This window comes from Yersinia sp. 22-579 (genome assembly GCF_030433455.1).
In the GTDB taxonomy this organism is placed as follows: Bacteria; Pseudomonadota; Gammaproteobacteria; order Enterobacterales; family Enterobacteriaceae; genus Yersinia; species Yersinia enterocolitica.
Window position 1 is genome coordinate 332,887 of sequence record NZ_JAUJTZ010000003.1, and the last position, 21,146, is coordinate 354,032.

Sequence of the window (21,146 nt, forward strand, 5' to 3'; positions counted from 1 at the left end):
AGGGTGGATCTCATTTTCCGCACTTATCGATGGTACCGGCAGGATGATGGTGGGACACTGGCCGACCGCCAGTATATAACACTGCAATAACCAGGCTTTTTATCGCTAAATTCTGCACGTCGCGCCATCACATGACGCTACTCAGCGCCTCAGCGATGTGCTTAAACTTCTCAAAGCGCGCTCTTAACATTGAGTACTTTTCCGCATTGGGCAGCAGGCGGGTGATGGGGGGCGGGCTGGCGGCTATCGCTTGCTCAAAGCCGCTGTAATAGCCACTTCCTACCGCAGCACACAGAGCCGCAGCCCGACAGCCAGATTGCTGAATATCGACAATTTCCAATGGCAAATTACTGGCATCACAAAATATTTGCATCCAGATGGCAGAATGCGTTGGACCGCCAGTGAAACGAATGCAGTCAGTGTTATCGCCCAGCGCCAGAATTTTGTCCTGATGTAACAGATGCGAAAAGACAATTCCCTGATAAATCGCGTAAACAATATCCTGAGTCGTGTGGTGTCCGCTGAGTCCTAACAGGCCGCCGCTGAGATTGGCACTGTGATTGGAGCCGTATAGCCATGGGAAGAAGAGAATATCTTCCGACTTTTCATAACCGAGTGCCGCCCACTGATTAAGTGTTTGATAGCTATCGGGTAAATTCGGCAAGAATTGTTGCACAAACCAGGCCAGATTACTGGCGGAGGTAGGGCTGCCTTCGTGAACAAAATAGGTGCCTGGGATGCAATATTTTCCCCACACATAGGGGTAGTCTGAGGGCTGTACACCCTCGAACACTCGGGTGGCAATTGACCAGGTTCCGGCCACGGCACTGAGCTGGTGGCTGTCATGCAAACCGGAGGTTAAGGCCGCGCCGACCACATCAAACATGCCGCCGAATACCGGCGTGCCACGTTTTAAACCGCTGGCCTGTGCTGCTTGTTGACTGATATAACCGGCTAATTCTGCTGAACCAATAATAGGGGCCGTTTTCTCAGCGACTTCTTCAATACCGAATATCTTCATCAGTTGTGGGTCAAAGTTACCGCTGTACTGATTATAAAGATTGCTGCCAGAGATATTAGTTTCTTCGGTAGTGAACTCGCCTGTCAGGCGATAACGGATACAGTCATGCGCCATTAGCACATAGCCGCTGCGGTGGTAATTTTCCGCTTCGTTCTCTTTGAGCCAGCGCAGCAGAGCCGCCGGGTGGGATGGCCACAGTTGTTGCAGGCTAAGTTCATACGCCTGATGGGCTTTGCCTTCTTTTTGCCAGCGGCTAACAAGGGCTTGCGCACGAGAGTCGGAGGAAACAATGCCGTGGCGCACCGGCTGACCCTGTTTATCCACCAGATATAACCCTTTACCGTGAGCCGAGAAACTGATGCCGCGAATGTGTTCAGGCGAGACACCAGCGGCGGCATGCGCCGCATTAAGTGTTTGGTGGATGACCTGACAAGTCGCCGCCCACAGCGCCTCCATATCGCGCTCACAAAAACCCGCTTGTGGGCTAAGCACCGGTAGAGCCTGCTCTGTAACAGCAATCTCGCGACCTTCGGCGGTGTAAACCCCGGCTTTGGTCACCGTGCCGCCAAGGTCAATGCCGAGAAAATAGTGGCTCATGATGGCTCCTTAGCGCGCGCCCTGTAAGGCATCGTTACTCCAACCCGCCAAACGCATTTTATCTTCAATCCAGTGGCGGGCGTGGATGATTTCCAGCAAAGGTTCGGCTGATTTCTCTGTCCACATCTCAATCAAGAAAGTGCCGCGATAGTTCAACCGCCGCAGGGTTTTAAACAGATTAACAAAGTCGACACAGCCTTCGCCGAAAGGCACATCACGAAATTGCCCCGGACAATCTGCGGTAACGGCAAAAGTATCTTTCAGGTGAATGGCCGCAATGCGGTCAATACCACTCGCCAGTTCAGCATCAACTTCATTCCCCCACGCAGTGAGGTTGCCAATATCCGGATATACCGTAAACCACGGTGAGCCAATTTTACTGTCGAGCGCTTTCCACTTGCTGATGGAGTTCATAAACTGGGTATCCATGATTTCCACCGCGCACATCACTTGTGCCGCTGCTGCCTGCTGCGCTGCCCATGCCATTCCCTCTTCAAAACGGGTAATGGTTTCACTGTCTTGTGGTTCGTAATACACATCATAACCGGCCAGTTGAATGGTGCGGATACCGAGATCTTGCGCTAACCGGATGGCCTGTAACATGATAGTGCGTGCTTGCTCACGGGTAGCCGTATCACGACTGCCAAAAGGATAGCGGCGATGTGCAGACAGGCAAAGTGTGGGAATTCTCACCCCTGTTTGTTGGATAGCGGTGATAACCGCCATGCGCTCCTCGCGGCTCCAATTCAACCGTGCCAGGCGCTCGTCACTTTCATCAACTGACATCTCGACAAAGTCGAAACCGCAGGATTTCGCTACAGCCAGCTTTTCAACCCAACTGGTGCCCGCAGGCAGCGCTTTTTCATATATTCCTAATGGGTGAATTCGCATTACTTAGCTCTCCCTGTTGCCATTTCAGTCAAATGTTTCAATCGGTTATTTTTCATGGCACGCTTCGCTTTCCATTTCTCTTTGAAGAATTTAAAGGCCAACGCGAAGATAAGTGTGATCCCCCAAACTGCCAGATTGAAGTGCAGGCTGACACCGAGCAGGCTTAGGCCGGTGGCGATGACCTGCAACACCAACAGGGCACAAAACACATGACTGACTTTCCCTACACCACCAAATGGATTGGTGCCACCCAGCACTATCGCCAACACGGTCAGTAACAGATAAGAGTCGCCATATCCCATGCGTGCAGAGTTAAAACGCGACATCATAATCAGGCCCGCTAATACGCATAACAGGCTGGATATAGAGTAGATGGCAATCATCACGCGGTCAGTGCGGATACCGCTGAACCAGGTCGCGTTGATATTGCTGCCACACATATAGATGGTTTTACCCAGCCGTGTTTTGCCTAATATCAGTGCCAGCACCAGTGATGCGACCACGAAAATAATCATCGGGATAGGGATGCCCATCACCACTTCGGACCCCATACTGCGCACAATCGGCGGCATACCACTGAGCGCAGCCCCTTTGGTCAGATAAACCCCGATGCCGCTAATTATGGTCATGCTGCCTAAGGTCACCAGAATGGGATGCGCACCGATGCGGGCAATCATCAGCCCGGTCAATGTTCCGATAACAACAGCAATCACCGCGGCTCCCAGCAGGGCAATCACCAGCCACATCAGTTGTGTGGTCGTGCTGGCATCGGCCGGAACATATTGGATAAGCAGCCAGGCCATAAACAGGCCGGTGAGGTTAGCTGTACCGATGATGGATAGATTCAGCCCGCCGCTGAGCATCGGCACAAACATGGCGAAGGTCAGCAGCCCTAACTCCGGCAATTGGAAGGCGATGCTCAAAAAGGTATTTTCAGTAAAGAAACGGCCGGGCATCGCCAGACTGAAAGCCAGTGTGGCCAGCGCACAAATACTCAATAACCCAGAGATGGTGCCGTCGATATGGAAAAATGTGTTCTTTTTCATAAATGCCCCTGTCAGACAAAGCCAACATCAGTTTCTTTGCGTTTTTTGTAATGGGTGACGCAAATGGCGGCGACGATCACCACGCCAATCACAATGTTGACGAAGTAGCTGGAAACGCCGATCAGGTTGAGGCCATTTTTCAAGATACCAATCAGGAAGACGCCCATCAGTGTGCCGACCACCGAGCCGCGCCCGCCGGATAAGCTGGCTCCGCCCAACACTGCTGCGGCCAACACATCCAATTCGCCGCCCACTAGCGCACTCGGCACCACTTCACTCATGCGGTAGGTCTGCAACATGCCGCCGATGGCTGCGGTTGCCCCTAAATAGCCATAAGCGAACAGGTAAAGCAGCGACACGCGGATACCAATGCGGCGCGCAGATTCAGGGCTGCCCCCAACGGCATACAATTGGCGGCCGATATGCGTTTTATTCAATAACAGCCAGGTGAGCAGAGCGATGGCGAGCATGACGACTAGCGGTAAGCCAATCTGATAGCTCTCACCATTAAAGGTAAAGGGCAGAATGGAGCGCTGGGTTATCCACCAGTCCGGCAAGTCATAAATACTGTGGCCGTTGGTTATCCACATCAGCATGCCAAACAGCAGCGATTGCATACTGATGGTGATAATGATGGAAACGATATTCAGATAGTAAATCAGTACCGCATTGACGAAACCGAGTAATACCCCAATGGAGATGGCGATAACCAGGCATAATAGCGGGCTGGCAATGACATCATTGAGCAGCAGAGATGCCACCACGTATTGCACTACAGAGGCCACGGCGGCAAAGGAAATATCAATGCCCCCGGTCACCAGCACCACGAAAAGCCCGAGGGCAAAGACACCGGTTACTGCATAGCTTTCTGTCAGATCTAGCAGGTTTTGTATGGATAAAAACTCACTGCTGAGCAGGGAGAACAGGGCCAGCATAATGACGATAACCCAGGCCAGCCACCCTTCAACGGATTGCGGTTTAAGTCTGCTGATATTAGGCATTGATGGCCTCCGCAAGCTGTTGTTCAGTCATTTGATTCGGGATCAATTCATTGACGATGCGCCCTTGCTTCATATGCAGGATGCGGTCACAGTTGTAATAGGCCTCCGGCACTTCATCGGAGATAAGCAATACCGAGATGCCGACACCGGAAAGTCGATGAATTAGCTTGTAAATACTGTCTTTCGCCCCGATATCGACCCCAACGGTGGGGGAGTCAAGAATCAACACTTTCGGTTTGGTCAGAATCCATTTCGCCAGTACCACTTTTTGCTGATTACCACCGGATAATGTCGACAGTGAGTTATCAGGGTTGGTGACTTTGATGTCTAAATCTTTTACCCATTCCTGTACCAATGCGGCTTTTTTAGCCTCATCAATCAGGTAGATAGGAGTGCGAATACGTTGCAAAATCGACAGCATCATGTTGTCAGCGACCGATTGAGGTAGCACCGCTCCCAGTGTCAGGCGGTCTTCAGAGACATAACCAATCCCCAGCTCAATGGCGCGGGTATTGTCTTTGATGCGCACCGGGTTGCCATCAATAGTAATCTGGCCGCTATCTGGATGGGTGATACCAAATAGGCTCAATGCCAACTCTGTTCTCCCGGAGCCCAGCAAACCGCACAGCCCTAAAACTTCACCGCGATGCAGGCGGAAAGAAATATTCTCAAACTGCCCTTTGCGGCTGAGGTTTTCCAGTTGCAATACCACTTTGCCCTGTTCGGCATTCGGTAATTTCTGTTCGTGGGTGATGGTTAACCCGGTCATTAGTTCGGTAATCCTACCAACGGAAAGATCGTTTGCTGGCCAGGTTCCTACTTTTTCACCATCGCGAATCACGGTAATGCGGTCTGAAATCTCTTTCACTTCATCTAACCGATGGCTAACAAACACCACGGTGATATTTTTGTCGCGTAAATAATTTACTGTGCGCAGCAATTGATTGACTTCAGTTCGGGTGAGAGAGGCCGTCGGTTCATCCATGATAACCAGCCGGGCATCAGCCACTAGTGCGCGGCAAATGGCGACTTGCTGGCGTTGTGCGATAGGTAAGTTCTGTACCAGTGCATCCGGGTCGATGGTAAAGGCCAGTTCTTGTAAAATTTGGCAGGCTTTCTGTTTGATTTTTGCTTTGCTGAACCAACCGAAGTAGCCTTTCAAGTTGTACTCGAAGGCAATATTTTCTGCCACGCTCAGGTTAGGGAACAGCGACAAATCCTGATAGATAACCTGTACACCTAAATCGCGGGCGCGGTCAGGGGTTAAACGCGAGTGTGATTTATCATCGATAATAATTTCACTGCCGTCATCAGGGGCATATACACCACTGATGGTTTTTATCAGCGTACTTTTGCCGCAGCCATTGGCCCCGGCCAAACAGTGCACTTCGCCTTTATTCAACGTCAGAGTGATATTTTTAAGTGCCTGATGTCCACCAAAGCTTTTTGATAGCTCTTTCAGTGTGATGAGCGGCACTCCGTTATCAACATCAGAAATATAAGTCATCGTGCAGTTCCCCGGAAAACAGCCTCAACATTGGGGCCGAAATAAGAGCCGGGCAGGTAAATACCCGGCGATACTTTTTAACTTGGACGTGACTTATAAGCCGAGCTTGACCAGGCGTTTGGTGTTTTCAATATCCAGTTTTTCTGGGTTATCACTGAGAATTGTGTTGCCCTTGGTTTTGATTTCACCCATATCGCCCAGCTTGACACCATCTTTGATTGGCTCGCCATTCATCATGGCAGTGGCGACTTGCACGAAGACCTTACCGGCGACCATTGGGTTAGAAATATAGCCACCGTCAATAGCGCCTTTCTCTAACAGCTTGATACCCTGACCCGGTGTAAATGTTCCGAAGACACAGGTGGTGTCGTTTTTCTTGCGTTTATCAATCGCGCGGCCTGCACCAATCGGGCCTTGTGAACCGAATGACATAATGCCTTTTAGATCTTTATGTTTTGATAGCAAGTCATTGGCGGTACGCATAGAGTCATCTACTGATTCAGCTACGCCAAAACGGTCTTCAACCAGAACCATTTTTGGGTAATGTGTTTTTTGATAAGCAATCGCAGCATCGGCCCACTCATTGACCAGTGGCACCGTCAGACTACCGACGAACATGGCATACTTACCTTCTTCACCCATGCATTGCGCCATATCTTTCATATGGTTAGCACCCATGCTTTGGGTATCAAGCAATTCGAAATCCCAGTCAGCATTGATTTGGCCCGGAGATTCATGGGTAATGACTTTAATGCCCGCTTCCTGTGCCCGTTTCAGTACCGGCTCCAGCACCTTGGCATCATTAGGTACCACACCAATGACATCGACTTTCTTGGCAATTAAGTCTTCAATTGCCCGGACTTGCTCGGCAGGATCCGCAGTGGTTGGCCCCACTTGCCAGGCATTAACCCCCAGCGCCTGGCCTTCTTCTTTAATACCTTGTTCCATCACATTGAACCAAGGAATACCCCCCACTTTTACCACCACGCCCATAGTGAACGGCTTATTGGCTTTTTGTGGGGTTTTACTGTCATCAGCCCAAGCTGCATGGGAAGCCATTAATGTCGTGATTAAGCAGGGTAAGATTAACTTTTTCATTATTAAATCCTCTGAAAGAACCATTAGTAAGCATCAAGACATCCGACCTTATATTGATATAAGGCAGCTTGGCTTATTCTTATTGTGTGACTATTTCACTGGTGTTGACGCTATTATTCGATGAATAATTTTGTTACTTATCTGATTCAATAATATTTAATTTAGGATTGTCGCTACGATAATTTTGTGAACTTAATCTGTTAGTAATAAGTATGTCGACTTCATCCAACATACATATTTTACAAAATGCGTACTGATCAAACTTACTGGAGTCCGCTAATAATATTTTTTGCCCCGAAACTTGTAACATAACTTGTTTTAATTTCGCGTTAATGTCATTGCCGTCGCGCACACCACTTTCCTGATTAATTCCTTGGCAAGAGAAGAAAAAGGTATTGATCTGGAAATTACGTATGGCATTTTCTGCCACCGGGCCGTGAAAATCATCGTGGCGGGCTGAGTATTCACCACCAATACCAATAATGCGCACTTTGTCACGGCAGGCCAGTGCCTGGATAATCTTCACTGAGTTGGTCACAACAGTAATTTCAATATCCGGTATCTGCCGCGCCAAAAACCAGCAAGAGCTACTGTTATCCAACAAAATACAGTCGCCTGGGTGAATAAATTGTAATGCCGCTTTAGCAATTTTCATTTTAATATCAGGGTGTTCTTCCGTACGCTTACGGAAAGACTCCGCTCTATCAATAGCATTAAGGCTGTAGTGGGTCTCTTTAATATCAATGACCGACAGGTCAGGACCATCCAGTGCCACTGCACCGCCAAAACTACGGATTAGTTTTTGCTTTTTTTCCAACACAGTCAGGTCACGACGAATGGTTTCTTGCGAGACTTGGCATAAGACAGATAACTCAGTTACCAACGCCGAGCCTTGTTGCTGCACATGGCTACAAATGATTTTATAGCGTTCGGCTTGTAACATGTTTACCTCAACTGTTGTCTTAGCGCTTAATACCCGAAAGCACCCATCACATTCATGCTGTTATATTGGTATTTATCTGCTGTTTATACAGTGATTGAATTCATGTATTGCTTTAAGTCGTATTTTTCCCTGAATTTGTGTGGCTAATGTCATATTTTTAATTATGTAATTGCTTTTATTACATGGAATTGTGTGATTTACATCTCATATAAAAGGCTTATTTGCTTTGTGAATGGTCATTGTTGGTAATGAAAGCACACACTCGGGCATTAAATAAATGACCGAACATGCCCGAATGTGATTGATTTCGTCTGTTTGATGATTATGCAATATCCTACATTCTTTAATTTGGCCATAAATAGGGTTAGGTTAGTTTGCCGCCGGGTATTCTGTTTGGCGTTATAAACCCTACGGTAAATAATGACTTTTGAACGCCGATGTTGAATTAACACTATTTTTAATTAACGGTTATTAATTAATCTGACGGCATTATGCATATCACTTCTGATTGTTAATTACCGTACTGAATACTATTTCATGAGGTGGCATTATGTTAGAGCAGTTAAAGCAGCAGGTTTTTGCAGCTAATTTAGCATTACCAAAATATAAGCTCGTGACATTTACCTGGGGGAATGTCAGTGGCATTGATCGCGAGCGCGGACTGGTGGTAATTAAACCTTCCGGTGTTGAATATGATGTGATGAGTGTTAATGACATGGTGGTGGTGGATTTGGTGACCGGTGAAGTGGTGGAGGGAAATAAAAAACCGTCTTCCGATACTGATACTCATCTGGTGCTGTACCGTGCGTTTGCGGAGATTGGCGGCATTGTTCACACCCATTCGCGTCATGCCACTATATGGGCGCAGGCCGGCAAGCCGCTTTCGGCATTAGGTACCACCCATGCCGACTATTTCTATGGCCCCATTCCTTGCACTCGTCTGATGACGGATACCGAGATTGCTGGTGATTATGAGCACGAAACCGGCAATGTCATTGTCGAAACCTTTGCCCAGCAGGCGCTGAGCTCAGCACAGGTACCGGCTGTGTTGGTTAATGGTCATGGCCCGTTTGCCTGGGGCAGCAATGCTGATAACGCGGTACATAATGCAGTAGTGTTGGAGGAAATTGCATATATGAATCTTTTCACTCACCAGCTTGAACCGGCGGTGGTTGATATGCAGCAAACCTTGTTAGATAAGCATTACCTGCGTAAACATGGCGCTAAAGCGTATTACGGCCAGTAATCATCCCCCAGTGGTAAATAACAGCTACGCCACTGGGGCGTTATTCAGCATCTATATTGGAAATAACCTGTTCAACATCATCAAGTGTGCCGATTTTCACTTCGCCGGTTCTGCACATCTTACTTTTATCGATCAGCAAAATGGATTGTGTAGCGCGCTTAAGGAGCATGGTCTTGAATTCGGCATTAAATGGGTTGGAATCCCACATAATGCCGTCAGTATCAATGCCCTCACATGAGAAGATAAACAGGTCAATTTCGATAGTTTTCAGTAACGAAAAAAGAGCCGGATTCACATAACAGGCATATTTGCGTTGTAACTGCCCCCCGGCACTGATCAATTCGATATTTTGGTGTTTCGCCAATTCCTGACAAATTCGCACACTGTTGGTAAACACCGTGATATCAATATCCGGAAGTTTTTTGGCTAAATACCAGCAGGTGGAACTGGCATCCAGTGCTATCACCATTCCGCTATCAATCAGAGATAAAGCATGTGCAGCAATGCTGGCTTTGCTGGAGAGATGACTTTTCAGGCGGGTGGTGAAAGGGTCACCACTGTCTTTAGTGGCGCGTTTAATACTTTTGGCTCGCCCGTGCTGGCGGATGATCAATCCTTGCGCCTGGAGTTCATTCAGGTCGCGGCGAATAGTTTCCTGACTGACCGCAAGTAAGTTAGCCAGGTCTGCCGTCGTCAGCGTTTCATGCTGTTTGATATGTTGCAGGATTTCCTGGTGACGGGACGCTTTCATGATCTTCTCCATCAGCGATGCCATGTATCTTATGCCAGATTAATACCAGCACTAAATACATGGCTAAAGGCGTGAGGTTACGTGATCATCGATTTAAAAAACAGGCGTCACCCCCTTCTTTAATAGAATATTGCCATACTTGGCGGTCTCTCCTGTGATGACGATCGCAAATGCTTGTTCGGCGCGTTGGTAAAAGGCATAGCGGTCAATGCGCTCTACCGGCAGGGCTTTTTCTGTACCGAAGAGGGCGTGTAAATAGCGTTTCTCAACTGAAGCATCCAGCGTATCGCCATCGACTTCTGCCATCATCACCAACGGTGGGGCGTAACTGTCTAATTCGAATAAAGGGATGGTGGCCTCCAGCAAGGCACTGACCGATAGCCCATCGGCATGAATCACTTGCGGCCCACCATTTTTACCAATGGCATGGGCGGGGAAATGGGCATCAGAGAAAATTATTTCATCGCCGTGGCCCATTTCTGCCAATGTTTTTAGCAATTGTGGTGACAACAGTGGCGAGATGGTTTTAAGCATGACACTCTCCTTTTAGCGATATAGTCGCAGCCATCGGGGCAGGGATCGCAGTAAGTGATTGATAAAGCGGCTGCTGTTCCCCCGGCTGATAATACTGATAGTGATAATTGATCTGTGCGCGAGCCTCTTCAGCACTGGCGTAATAACCTGTTGCGTACCAGGCAAATAGCGCAGCCCCCAGCACGGTTGTTTCAGACTCATCAATGACTTTGACGGGCAGATTTAGCACGTCGGCTTTGATCTGGTTCCACAGTGCATTGCGGCTGCCACCACCGACCAACAGCAATTCCCGAGTACGAAATTCACCAATCCTCTCCAGCACTGCCAGGTTATCTTTCAATTGCCAGGCAAGACTTTCTAATGCAGATCGGTAAAAGTGCCCACGTCGGCTCGACAGCGAAACGCCTTGCCAGCCGCCGGACAAGTTATGATGCGAGTTTCCCAGCAAGTTACAATCCATGCGCATGCCCTCAGCACCTGGTGCAATAGCGGCCGCTTCGGCAATCATCTGCTGGTAAACGTTGGCACAGGCATCGTCGTGCCAATAGAGTTGGCGGACCCACTCCAACACGCCAGAGGCTAGCCACTGTAAACCGGGGTTAAATAACCGCGGGCAACTATCCAACTCACAGGTCGAACCGGCAAATTGTGGCAGCAGGGTGGTATTCACATTCGGTGTGCGCACCATCAAAATTTCCCAAGTGCCGGATGACAGCACCGGTTGGTCTAGATCTGCACCTGAACCAAATAAAGCGAATTGAGTATCGTGACCGGCTGAAATCACCGGTAAACCAGCCGGTAACCCCAGGTCGGAGGCGATGCCCGGTAACAACTGACCGATAATTTCCCCTGCGGCGACCATTGGTGGGAATAAATCGGCCTGAATACCTATCTTTTGTAAAATAGCGCTACTGAATTGTTCTTGTTTCACATCTAACAACTGGCTGGTGCCAGCCATCGTGCGATCCGTGGTAAATTCCCCGGTGAGGCGCTGGTTAATCAATGATGAAATAAATAGCCAGGCGTGGGCCTGCTTGACTAAATCTGGCCGATTCTCTTGCAGCCAAATTAGCTTGTATAAGGTGTTAAAGCTGAACTGACCAATGCCGGATATCTGCTGTAGTTTTTCGGCAGACATATAGCGGGTAATATCGTCCATGACCGCCACTGTGCGCGGGCACTTCCAACTGATAATCGGGTACAGCATGTTGCCACTAGCGTCGACTAAAGCGCCGTCCACGCCAAAGGTGGTTACGGTCACCGCGTGGATCTTGCATTGAGAGATCTGCGGCAATAGTTGGCGACAGCACTGGGCAAAACTCTGCAAAATGTCATCCAGCGGCCACAATTGCCATTGCGGATTAGCCGGATCGGGCTGGCTGTGGTTTGGCTGAACGGCTTTGGCCACCACGACACCTTGAGGATTGACTGCAATCGCCCGGATGTTGGTTGCGCCGCAATCTAAAACGATGACCACATCGCGCTTCATAAAGGCTCCTGTCACTCGCACCAAGGGGCTTTCCTCTTGGTTTGATGTTATTAGCCGTCTGATAAGAGCCGCTTCCCTGCGGCCTTGCTCAAACACCGTATTATTTTTTATATAATGGGCCGTAATTCTGGCAAGCACGGTAATCCTGTCCTTCAATATCCATACCGTGTGCACCCCAAGCCGTTGGCCGGTAAACACTTTCTTCTTCCACGTTATGCATGCAAACCGGAATACGCAGCATCGATGCTAATGTAATCAAGTCGGCACCCACATGGCCGATAGTCAGTACGCCGTGGTTAGCCCCCCAGTTCGCCATTACCGAATACACATCACTGAATGGCCCTTTGCCCGTCAGGCGTGGGGCAAACCAGGTTGTTGGCCAGCTTGAATCGGTGCGTTTATCCAGAGTGTCATGCACCGATTTTGGCAGCTCAACACTCCAGCCTTCAGCAATTTGCAATACTGGCCCGACTCCCTTAATCAGGTTGATACGGCTCATGGTAAATGGCACACCACCCCGAGTCAGGAAGCGTGAAGAGAAGCCACCGCCACGGAAGTATTCATGGATAGCCGGGCACCATTCAGTCGCCGCCAAACATGCATCGGCTTCTTGCTGGCTGACTTGCCAGTGCGGTTTGATGGTGGGTTTACCGTGCGTATCGTTTTGGCAACAAGTGCCATCCAATGCGGCTGAACCCGAGTTAATCAAGTGGATAATGCCGTGTTCGGCTGCTCCTTCAAGTTGATGCCCTGTTACCCGCAATACTGCTTCCGGTGACCAATAGGTACGCACATCGGCAAAGATTTGTGCGGTGCCGGTGAGGGTATGACCAAACAGCATCGCCACTCCATTTAGGCTGTCATTTTCGGTGGCGATAACCATAGGTTTACGCACCCCGTTCCAGTCAAATGAACTGTTCAACAGTGCTTCGGCGGTATCACCGTTCGGGTATTGATCCGTCCAGTGGCGCTGCCCCTGGAAACCGGCCGCGATGGCGTTATAACCCAATGCTTCTTCACCAAAACCTTTGACTGCCAGCTTAGCGTTACCTTGCATCATATCGCGGATACAAATGGCCATTTGCAGGCTTTCCCGCAGAACCGCGCGGCTGCTTTCCGGTGAACGGCGATACTGTTCGGCATTTTTATCTGGCCCGAACTTGAAGTTGTTATCGGCCCAGGATAACGCCAGTTCCAGTTCTTGCTCATCATAGATTTTGTGATCAATACGGCGGCGCAATTCAGTCATATCAACCGCTTGCACTTTCATCCCTAACCAGGATTCAAAGAAGTTATGGTCAACGATGGAGCCAGCAATCCCCATAGAGACGCCCCCCAGTGACAGGTAGCTTTTGCCTTTCAAGCTGGCGACGGCTAGCCCTGCACGGGTGAAACGCAGCAGCTTTTCTTGCACATCGGCGGGGATACGGGTGTCATTGGCATCCTGTACGTCATGGCCGTAAATTGAGAACGCGGGTAGGCCTTTCTGATTATGTGCTGCCAGTGCCGCTGCCAGATAAACGGCTCCTGGGCGTTCGGTACCATTAAAGCCCCAAATAGCCTTCGGACGGAATGGGTCCATATCAATGGTTTCGCTGCCGTAGCACCAGCAAGGTGTCACGGTAATAGTCAGCCCGATATTCTGTGCGCTGAATTTATCATCACAAGCGGCAGATTCTGCCATACCAGCAATACAGGTATCAGCAATGACGCATTCAACCGGGGTTCCACACGGATGGCGCACCACTTCTTGCAGAAATTCTGCGGTGGCGCGAGCCATTTTCATGGTTTGTTCTTCCAGCGATTCACGCACCCCCATTCTGCGGCCATCAATAACTGGACGAATGCCAATTTTTGGTAATTGAATTGTCTTTTTCATAATAGATCCTTATGTTCTGTAGCAAATTTAATTTATCAGTCGCCCGCGAAATTAATTCGTAGGTACAGTTTTGAACTTGGCGAAAATAAAAATAATAGCGAAGCACAGTGCCGGAATAAGTTCTGCTGTCGGTATATTTCCCGCTGCATCACTGACCAGCCCCATAATAGGTGTCACAATACCACCACCGACAATAGTCATTACAATGATGGACGCACCATATTTGGTGTCTTGATTTAGATTCTTAATGCCTAAAGAGAAAATGGTAGGGTACTGTATTGACATAAACATGCTGCATAATGTCAGCGCTAATAATCCAATATGTCCCCCAAAGGCTGCCGAGATAATACAAAGTAACATTGAAATTAATGCATAAGCAGCTAATACTTTCTCAGGCGCGAAGCGGGTAATTAACCAGGTTCCACTGAATCGGCCGATAAAGAAACACACCATGGTGGCAGTTAAATAATTAGCAGCATATCCGGGGGTGACATTCGGCAGTTCTTCTATTGCATAGCGAATTAAATAACTCCAACAGGCTGTTTGTGCGCCGACATAACAGAACTGCGCTAATACTGCCCAGCGCCAGTGGGTTATTTTTAATAAACGTGGTAATGAAGAAAAGAAAGAGCCATTGTGCGTGTCGTCAGACTCGCTTTTTATTGCAGGGAACCGAGTGATAAGAATTAATAGCGCAACAAAAATAACCACTGCCACAATAATCAAATAGGGTAATTGTACCGCTTTGACCAAGCTATGGTGATAACTATTTAAATCCTCAACCGACAATTTATCTAATACTTCCTGTGTCTGATGAGGGACATTGGAGAGGATTAAGCTTTGCCCGAATACCACGGCGATAATGGCGCCAAAGGAATTAAATGTTTGTGCCAGGTTGATCCGAAAATGGCCGGTTTTCTCAGGCCCTAATACAGTAACAAAGGGGTTGGCAGCCGTTTCCAGGCACCCCAAACCGGCTGCGATGATGAATAAGCCGATTAAAAACAAGGTGTAATTCATTGTCTCTGCGGCAGGCCAAAACAGGGCTGCGCCAAAGGCGTAGAACAGAAGACCGGTGATGATCCCCGCTTTATAACTGAATCTTTTCATCAAGATGCCAGCTGGGATTGGGATCAGGAAATAACCGAAATAGAATGAGGATTGAATCAGGCCAGCCTGAAAATTGGTTAGCGTAAATGCCTGCTGAAACTGAGGTAATAAAATATCATTTAGGTTGTTTGCTACTGCCCAAAGAAAGAACAGCGAGCACAGCAACGCGAAAGGAATCAGATATCTTTTTTTATTTGCCGACTCGTCACTTACCGACGCGGAAATTTTGGTGCTATCTGTTTGTATTAAAATATTTCCCATGGTGCCCTCGTCAGATTCTTCACTCGTTCGAAAGTTCGTAATATTCGACGGAAATTTTTTGTTTAATGAATGATATTTTTATCTGGTCGACATGAGTTGTCTGAGTCCAAATTAAAATATCCTCATTGCGTTAAGTCCCGTTCTTTATAAGGTAAAAATAGCTAAAAAGTATGAGCTGAATCACATTGGTAACTCAATGCTGATATTTTGTGATGGTAATCACTTTAAATAAAAACAATTCATGACCGTTTGAAATGAATTGTGTTTCAAACACACAAAGCTAATGACCGATTATTTTATTTCTGTCACAAACGGTCAAATAGTCATAAATATATATGTAAATGGATATTTGACCGTTTAGTCATGTTGTATTTTCAAACGGACATTTTATAAAAATAAACAATACTTAAATCGGCATTAAACAATGAATACTCATGACCTGGCTCACACTTTTGCGCGCTTCATTTTTTACTTTAATTAAATGAGCGAAAAATATGTCTCATATTCACGCTCATTAACCCAATACATTATTTAATGCATTTTTACATTTAGATATTTGCATCCTAGGAGAGGAACAAATGAAAAAAGAAGCATTGGCGCGCGACATTATTAATACCTGCCTTGAAATGACCCGCTTAGGCCTGAATCAGGGAACGGCTGGTAATGTTAGCGTGCGCTATCAAGAGGGTTTTTTGATTACGCCGTCTGGTATTGCTTATGACAAACTCACCGAGTCACATATTGTTTATATTGATGCCGACGGTCACCACGAGGCAGGCAAAGTTCCTTCCAGTGAATGGCGCTTTCATCAGGCCGTTTACCAAACCCGGCCCGATGCAAATGCTGTGGTGCACAACCATTCAGTTCATTGCACGGCAGTTTCGATTCTAAATCGTCCGATTCCTGCCATTCATTACATGATTGCTGCTGCGGGTGGCGATGATATCCCTTGTGCGCCATATGCCACCTTTGGCACCAAAGCGCTTTCTGAACATGTCGCTGTGGCGATGAAAAATCGTAAAGCGACTTTGTTGCAGCATCATGGCCTGATTGCTTGTGAAGAAAACCTGGCGAAAGCACTGTGGTTGGCCCATGAGGTGGAGGTTTTGGCCACATTGCTACTGGCGATTTTACCGATTGTTGATGAGGTGCCGGTGTTATCTAAAGAAGAAATCAGTGTGGTATTGGAGAAATTCAAAACCTACGGTTTGCGGGTTGAAGACTAGCTCGTGGCTAAAAATAGCAGGTGGACAAAAACACTGAGGAATCAATCATGAATAGAATGATTTTAAATGAAACGGCGTGGTTTGGTCGCGGCTCATTGGCGGCACTGACCGATGAGGTTACCCGGCGGGGTTATCAAAAAGCATTGGTCGTCACGGATAAAATACTGCTCGAATGTGGTGTGGCGACCCGTTTAATTAGTCGTCTGGAACAGGCCGGTTTGGATTTCGCCATTTTTGATGCCGTTAAACCCAATCCGACTATCAGTATTGTGCAACAAGGGGTAGATGCTTTTCGCCAAAGTGAGGCGGATTACCTGATAGCCCTGGGGGGCGGCTCGCCACAGGATACCTGTAAAGCTATTGGTATCATTATCAATAACCCTGAGTTTGCCGATGTGCGTAGTCTGGAAGGTGTTGCAGATACCCGTAAGCCTTGCGTACCTATTCTCGCTATCCCTACCACTGCCGGGACGGCTGCGGAAGTGACCATTAATTATGTGATTACTGACGAAGAGCGGCGGCGTAAATTTGTTTGCGTCGATCCTCACGCCATTCCCGCCGTAGCATTTATTGATGCCGATATGATGGATAGCATGCCCGCGGCGCTAAAAGCGGCGACGGGGGTTGATGCGTTAACACATGCTATTGAGGGATATTTGACGAAAGGCGCTTGGGAACTGACCGATACTTTGCATCTCAAAGCCATTGAGGTTATCAGCCGTTCCTTGCGCGCAGCAGTAAAAGGTGATGCCACAGCGAGCGAAGATATGGCGCTTGGGCAGTATATTGCCGGTATGGGCTTTTCCAATGTGGGGCTGGGATTAGTACACGGTATGGCTCACCCGCTTGGCGCGTTTTACAACATGGCACATGGCGTGGCTAATGCCATTTTATTGCCTTATATCATGCGCTATAACGCGGCTTATACCGGTGAGCGTTTCCGTCAAATCGCAGTGGCGATGGGGCTGGATAACGCATTAAATTTGCCGTTGGATCAGGTGCGTGAGCAAACTATTCAGGCGGTATTTGCATTGAATCGTGATATTGGCATCCCAGCTTCTCTCAGTGCTGTTGGGATGCGGGCTGATGATATTCCAGCACTGGCTGTAGCAGCCTTTGCCGATGTCTGTACTGGGGGCAATCCGCGTGAAGCCTCGGTTGATGAGATTATGACGCTTTATCATCAAGCTTGCTGAAAGAACGGTCATTCGTCACAAATTGATTATAAAGTCATGAGGAAAGTTTAATCCTCATGGCTTTATTGATACCAAACAACTCCCACTATACCCAAAAGAGGTAGGGTCACTGATGCGGGGCGGTATATTTATTATCCTAACTATAACAACTGCTATAACTGAGCCACCGCGCTCTGCCTTAACCATTCCTCCCGCTGAATAACTCATTTTTTTGAATTAATCGGATTTCATCCATTGCGGTGTTCTCCATTTTCTGGAATGCAACCAAGTGGGAATCTTATGAAAGAGACCAACCAATCTCGACTGTTAACGGCGGAAATTACGCGCCGAAAACTTGTCCAAACGACAGTCGTCGGCGGCCTTGCCATGGCAACCGGAGCGTTTTCGCTACCGTTTTCCCGCACCGCACACGCTGTTCAATCTGCAATAAACCCGGCTAATGATGGCAAAGTGATATGGAGTGCTTGCACCGTTAACTGCGGCAGCCGTTGCCCATTGCGCATGCATGTGGTTGATGGGGAAATTAAATATGTCGAAACGGATAATACCGGTGATGATAATTTTGAGGGTTTGCATCAAGTTCGTGCCTGTTTACGCGGCCGCTCAATGCGTCGGCGGGTGTATAACCCCGACCGATTGAAATACCCAATGAAACGCGTAGGTGCGCGCGGGGAAGGCAAGTTTAAACGTATTTCATGGGATGAGGCATTTGATACCCTCGCTGCCAGCATGAAAAGCATCATTAATGAGTATGGCAATGAAGCCATCTATTTGAACTACGGCACGGGTACGCTGGGCGGCACCATGACCCGCTCGTGGCCACCGGGTTCAACCTTATTGGCCCGATTGATGAATTGTTGCGGCGGCTATCTTAATCATTATGGCGATTACAGCACCGCACAGATTGCAGCCGGCCTGAATTATACCTATGGCGGTTGGGCTGACGGTAATAGCCCATCAGACATTGAAAACAGCAAACTGGTGGTGTTGTTTGGTAACAACCCCGGCGAAACCCGGATGAGCGGCGGCGGCGTCACTTATTATCTGGAGCAGGCACGGGAGAAGTCTAACGCCAAAATGATTGTTATTGATCCGCGTTATACCGATACCGCGGCGGGCCGTGAGGACGAATGGATCCCGCTGCGGCCGGGGACGGATGCTGCACTGGCCTGCGCACTGGCTTATGTAATGATTAGCGAGAATCTGGTGGATCAGCCGTTCCTCGATAAATATTGCGTGGGCTATGACGAGAAAACCCTACCCGAAGGCGCGCCGAAGAATAGTCATTATAAAGCCTATATTTTAGGGCAGGGCACAGATAAAACCGCCAAAACGCCACAGTGGGCGGAGGCTATCACCGGTATTCCTGCCGCAAAAATAATTAAGTTGGGCCGCGAAATTGGCTCGGTGAAACCCGCTTATATCGCGCAGGGGTGGGGGCCACAGCGCCATGCTAACGGCGAGAATACCAGTCGCGCAATTGCCATGCTGGCTATCTTGACCGGTAACGTGGGGATCAATGGTGGTAATTCTGGGGCGCGTGAAGGTTCCTATGGCCTGCCGTTTGTCCGAATGCCGACGTTGGAAAACCCAATTAAAACCAGTATTTCGATGTTTTTATGGACTGATGCCATTGAGCGCGGCCCTGAAATGACCGCCACCCGCGACGGAGTACGGGGTAAAGATAAGCTGGATGTGCCCATCAAGTTTATCTGGAACTATGCCAGTAACTGCCTGATTAATCAGCATGCAGAAATAAACCGTACTCATGACATTCTGCAAGATGATAAGAAATGCGAAATGATTGTGGTCATCGATAACCACATGACTTCGTCAGCTCAATATGCCGATATCATTCTGCCAGATTGTACCGCTTCCGAGCAGATGGACTTCTGCCTCGATGCATCGAGTGGCAACATGGCATATGTGATCTTCGCCGATCAGGTCATCAAACCGCGCTTTGAGTGCAAAAACATCTATGAAATGACCAGTGAGCTGGCAAAACGTATGGGGGTGGAGCAGCAATTTACCGAAGGGCGCACACAAGAGGGCTGGCTGCGCCATCTCTATCAGCAATCACAGGAAGCTATTCCTGAACTGCCTTCTTTTGAGGAATTCCGCGAACAGGGCATTTTCAAAAAACACGATCCGGCAGGGCATCATGTTGCCTATAAAGCCTTCCGCGCCGATCCGGTTGCTAACCCGCTCACCACGCCATCGGGCAAAATTGAAATCTACTCTGCCGAGTTAGCGCAAATTGCCGCGACCTGGGAGCTACAACCGGATGATGTTATTGACCCGCTGCCCGTGTATGCCGCTGGATTCGAAAGTTTTGACGATCCCCTAAACCAGAAGTATCCATTACAACTCACCGGGTTCCATTACAAAGCCCGAACTCACTCGACTTACGGCAACGTCGAGGTACTGAAAGCCGCTTGCCGTCAGGAAATGTGGATTAACCCACTCGATGCCAGAGAACGCGACATCAAAAATGGCGATATTGTGCGGATATTTAATGGCCGTGGCGAAGTTCAGATTAACGCCAAAGTCACGCCACGTATGATGCCGGGCGTTGTGGCGCTGGGGGAGGGGGCATGGTACAGCCCAGATGAAAATCGCATCGACAGAGCGGGCAGCATCAACGTATTGACCACACAGCGCCCTTCTCCGTTGGCGAAAGGGAACCCATCCCATACCAACCTCGTTCAAGTAACCAAGGCTTAAGGAGCTAAATGATGACGCAATATGGTTTTTACATCGACTCCAGCCGGTGCACGGGGTGCAAAACTTGCGAGCTGGCTTGCAAAGACTTCAAAAATTTATCCACCGATGTGAGCTTCCGGCGCATTTACGAATATGCCGGAGGTGACTGGCAACAGGATAATGGTGCATGGCACCAGAATGTGTTTGCTTACTATCTTTCTATTGCCTGCAACCACTGTAGTGACCCCGCCTGTACCAAAGTGTGCCCGACTGGCGCGATGCATAAGCGCGATGATGGTTTTGTGGTAGTGAACGAGGATATTTGTATCGGTTGCCGTTACTGCCATATGGCCTGCCCGTATGGTGCGCCGCAGTACGACGAAGCAAAAGGGCATATGACCAAGTGTGACGGCTGCTATGAGAGAGTCGCCGCCGGTAAGAAGCCGATTTGTGTCGACTCCTGCCCATTGCGAGCGCTGGATATGGCACCTATCGATGAGCTGCGTGAGAAGTACGGTGAATTGGCCGAAGTTGCTCCGCTGCCTGCCGCTCATTTCACCTTACCGAATATTGTCGTGAAACCGAATGCCAACAGCCGCCCGGTCAGAGATACCACCGGTCATCTGGCAAATCCGAAGGAGGTATAG

At 48.6% G+C, this 21,146-nt stretch carries 17 protein-coding genes; 5 read left to right on the plus strand and 12 right to left on the minus strand.

All coding sequences use genetic code 11. The features are described from left to right. Window positions 1-127 precede the first annotated feature (127 nt). From QSV56_RS05565 to QSV56_RS05595, 7 genes are all read right to left on the minus strand, one after another. On the minus strand, window positions 128-1,618 hold the full coding sequence (locus tag QSV56_RS05565) for an FGGY-family carbohydrate kinase (protein ID WP_301211252.1): 1,491 nt from the start codon (window positions 1,616-1,618) through the stop codon (window positions 128-130). A 9-nt stretch (window positions 1,619-1,627) separates the two neighbouring features. Beyond that, window positions 1,628-2,509, minus strand: coding sequence for an L-ribulose-5-phosphate 3-epimerase (locus QSV56_RS05570; protein ID WP_019083891.1), 882 nt, complete (start codon window positions 2,507-2,509; stop codon window positions 1,628-1,630). Then, window positions 2,509-3,555 (minus strand): ABC transporter permease, encoded by a 1,047-nt coding sequence (locus QSV56_RS05575; RefSeq protein WP_046051523.1) that lies wholly within the window; start codon window positions 3,553-3,555, stop codon window positions 2,509-2,511. The genes QSV56_RS05570 and QSV56_RS05575 overlap by 1 nt, the downstream gene beginning before the upstream one ends. Window positions 3,556-3,566: 11 nt before the next feature. Then, window positions 3,567-4,556 (minus strand): ABC transporter permease, encoded by a 990-nt coding sequence (locus tag QSV56_RS05580; RefSeq protein WP_019080388.1) that lies wholly within the window; start codon window positions 4,554-4,556, stop codon window positions 3,567-3,569. Further along, window positions 4,549-6,063: a sugar ABC transporter ATP-binding protein gene (locus QSV56_RS05585; RefSeq protein ID WP_050131963.1), complete on the minus strand. Its 1,515-nt coding sequence runs from the start codon at window positions 6,061-6,063 to the stop codon at window positions 4,549-4,551. Before QSV56_RS05585 ends, QSV56_RS05580 begins: the two co-directional genes overlap by 8 nt. Before the next feature lie 93 nt (window positions 6,064-6,156). Beyond that, on the minus strand, window positions 6,157-7,161 hold the full coding sequence (locus QSV56_RS05590; protein WP_301211260.1) for a substrate-binding domain-containing protein: 1,005 nt from the start codon (window positions 7,159-7,161) through the stop codon (window positions 6,157-6,159). Between the two features lie 133 nt (window positions 7,162-7,294). Then, a complete protein-coding gene (locus QSV56_RS05595; protein WP_019080385.1) occupies window positions 7,295-8,104 on the minus strand; it encodes a DeoR/GlpR family DNA-binding transcription regulator in 810 nt (269 codons plus the stop codon). Between the two features lie 550 nt (window positions 8,105-8,654). Between QSV56_RS05595 and QSV56_RS05600 the strand changes: the two genes are divergently transcribed. Continuing rightward, window positions 8,655-9,350, plus strand: coding sequence for an L-ribulose-5-phosphate 4-epimerase (locus QSV56_RS05600; protein ID WP_050298468.1), 696 nt, complete (start codon window positions 8,655-8,657; stop codon window positions 9,348-9,350). Between the two features lie 40 nt (window positions 9,351-9,390). On the opposite strand, the gene fucR is transcribed toward QSV56_RS05600, so the two are convergent. From fucR to fucP, 5 genes are all read right to left on the minus strand, one after another. Beyond that, window positions 9,391-10,125 carry an L-fucose operon activator gene (gene fucR / locus QSV56_RS05605; RefSeq protein WP_172654145.1) on the minus strand — a complete coding sequence of 245 codons (735 nt, stop codon included), beginning with the start codon at window positions 10,123-10,125 and terminating at the stop codon, window positions 9,391-9,393. Between the two features lie 69 nt (window positions 10,126-10,194). Then, a complete protein-coding gene (gene fucU / locus QSV56_RS05610; protein ID WP_301211269.1) occupies window positions 10,195-10,635 on the minus strand; it encodes an L-fucose mutarotase in 441 nt (146 codons plus the stop codon). Then, entirely contained in the window at window positions 10,628-12,124 is a 1,497-nt protein-coding gene (gene fucK / locus QSV56_RS05615; protein WP_301211271.1) for an L-fuculokinase, read from the minus strand. The genes fucU and fucK overlap by 8 nt, the downstream gene beginning before the upstream one ends. Window positions 12,125-12,224: 100 nt before the next feature. Beyond that, window positions 12,225-14,003 carry an L-fucose isomerase gene (locus QSV56_RS05620; RefSeq protein ID WP_050131968.1) on the minus strand — a complete coding sequence of 593 codons (1,779 nt, stop codon included), beginning with the start codon at window positions 14,001-14,003 and terminating at the stop codon, window positions 12,225-12,227. 51 nt (window positions 14,004-14,054) lie between these two features. Further along, a complete protein-coding gene (gene fucP / locus QSV56_RS05625) occupies window positions 14,055-15,374 on the minus strand; it encodes an L-fucose:H+ symporter permease (RefSeq protein WP_019080379.1) in 1,320 nt (439 codons plus the stop codon). Between the two features lie 578 nt (window positions 15,375-15,952). Here fucP and QSV56_RS05630 point away from each other — a divergent pair. The 4 genes from QSV56_RS05630 (at window position 15,953) to QSV56_RS05645 (ending at window position 21,146) form a co-directional block, all read left to right on the plus strand. Further along, window positions 15,953-16,600: an L-fuculose-phosphate aldolase gene (locus tag QSV56_RS05630; protein WP_004701238.1), complete on the plus strand. Its 648-nt coding sequence runs from the start codon at window positions 15,953-15,955 to the stop codon at window positions 16,598-16,600. 44 nt (window positions 16,601-16,644) lie between these two features. Continuing rightward, window positions 16,645-17,796, plus strand: a complete 1,152-nt coding sequence (fucO, locus tag QSV56_RS05635; protein ID WP_026017944.1) for a lactaldehyde reductase — start codon at window positions 16,645-16,647, stop codon at window positions 17,794-17,796. Between the two features lie 279 nt (window positions 17,797-18,075). Then, window positions 18,076-20,520, plus strand: a complete 2,445-nt coding sequence (dmsA, locus tag QSV56_RS05640; protein WP_050869863.1) for a dimethylsulfoxide reductase subunit A — start codon at window positions 18,076-18,078, stop codon at window positions 20,518-20,520. Between the two features lie 8 nt (window positions 20,521-20,528). Beyond that, a complete protein-coding gene (locus tag QSV56_RS05645) occupies window positions 20,529-21,146 on the plus strand; it encodes a DMSO/selenate family reductase complex B subunit (RefSeq protein ID WP_026017943.1) in 618 nt (205 codons plus the stop codon).

Excerpts from the sequence above, each read along its gene's own strand:
- fucR (WP_172654145.1), bottom strand. The coding sequence starts at position 10,125 with ATGGCATCGCTGATGGAGAAGATCATGAAAGCGTCCCGTCACCAGGAA.
- QSV56_RS05580 (WP_019080388.1), bottom strand. The coding sequence starts at position 4,556 with ATGCCTAATATCAGCAGACTTAAACCGCAATCCGTTGAAGGGTGGCTG.
- QSV56_RS05600 (WP_050298468.1), top strand. The coding sequence starts at position 8,655 with ATGTTAGAGCAGTTAAAGCAGCAGGTTTTTGCAGCTAATTTAGCATTA.
- QSV56_RS05570 (WP_019083891.1), bottom strand. The coding sequence starts at position 2,509 with ATGCGAATTCACCCATTAGGAATATATGAAAAAGCGCTGCCTGCGGGC.
- dmsA (WP_050869863.1), top strand. The coding sequence starts at position 18,076 with ATGAAAGAGACCAACCAATCTCGACTGTTAACGGCGGAAATTACGCGC.
- fucU (WP_301211269.1), bottom strand. The coding sequence starts at position 10,635 with ATGCTTAAAACCATCTCGCCACTGTTGTCACCACAATTGCTAAAAACA.
- fucK (WP_301211271.1), bottom strand. The coding sequence starts at position 12,124 with ATGAAGCGCGATGTGGTCATCGTTTTAGATTGCGGCGCAACCAACATC.
- QSV56_RS05590 (WP_301211260.1), bottom strand. The coding sequence starts at position 7,161 with ATGAAAAAGTTAATCTTACCCTGCTTAATCACGACATTAATGGCTTCC.
- QSV56_RS05620 (WP_050131968.1), bottom strand. The coding sequence starts at position 14,003 with ATGAAAAAGACAATTCAATTACCAAAAATTGGCATTCGTCCAGTTATT.
- QSV56_RS05595 (WP_019080385.1), bottom strand. The coding sequence starts at position 8,104 with ATGTTACAAGCCGAACGCTATAAAATCATTTGTAGCCATGTGCAGCAA.
- QSV56_RS05645 (WP_026017943.1), top strand. The coding sequence starts at position 20,529 with ATGATGACGCAATATGGTTTTTACATCGACTCCAGCCGGTGCACGGGG.
- QSV56_RS05585 (WP_050131963.1), bottom strand. The coding sequence starts at position 6,063 with ATGACTTATATTTCTGATGTTGATAACGGAGTGCCGCTCATCACACTG.
- QSV56_RS05565 (WP_301211252.1), bottom strand. The coding sequence starts at position 1,618 with ATGAGCCACTATTTTCTCGGCATTGACCTTGGCGGCACGGTGACCAAA.
- QSV56_RS05630 (WP_004701238.1), top strand. The coding sequence starts at position 15,953 with ATGAAAAAAGAAGCATTGGCGCGCGACATTATTAATACCTGCCTTGAA.
- QSV56_RS05575 (WP_046051523.1), bottom strand. The coding sequence starts at position 3,555 with ATGAAAAAGAACACATTTTTCCATATCGACGGCACCATCTCTGGGTTA.
- fucP (WP_019080379.1), bottom strand. The coding sequence starts at position 15,374 with ATGGGAAATATTTTAATACAAACAGATAGCACCAAAATTTCCGCGTCG.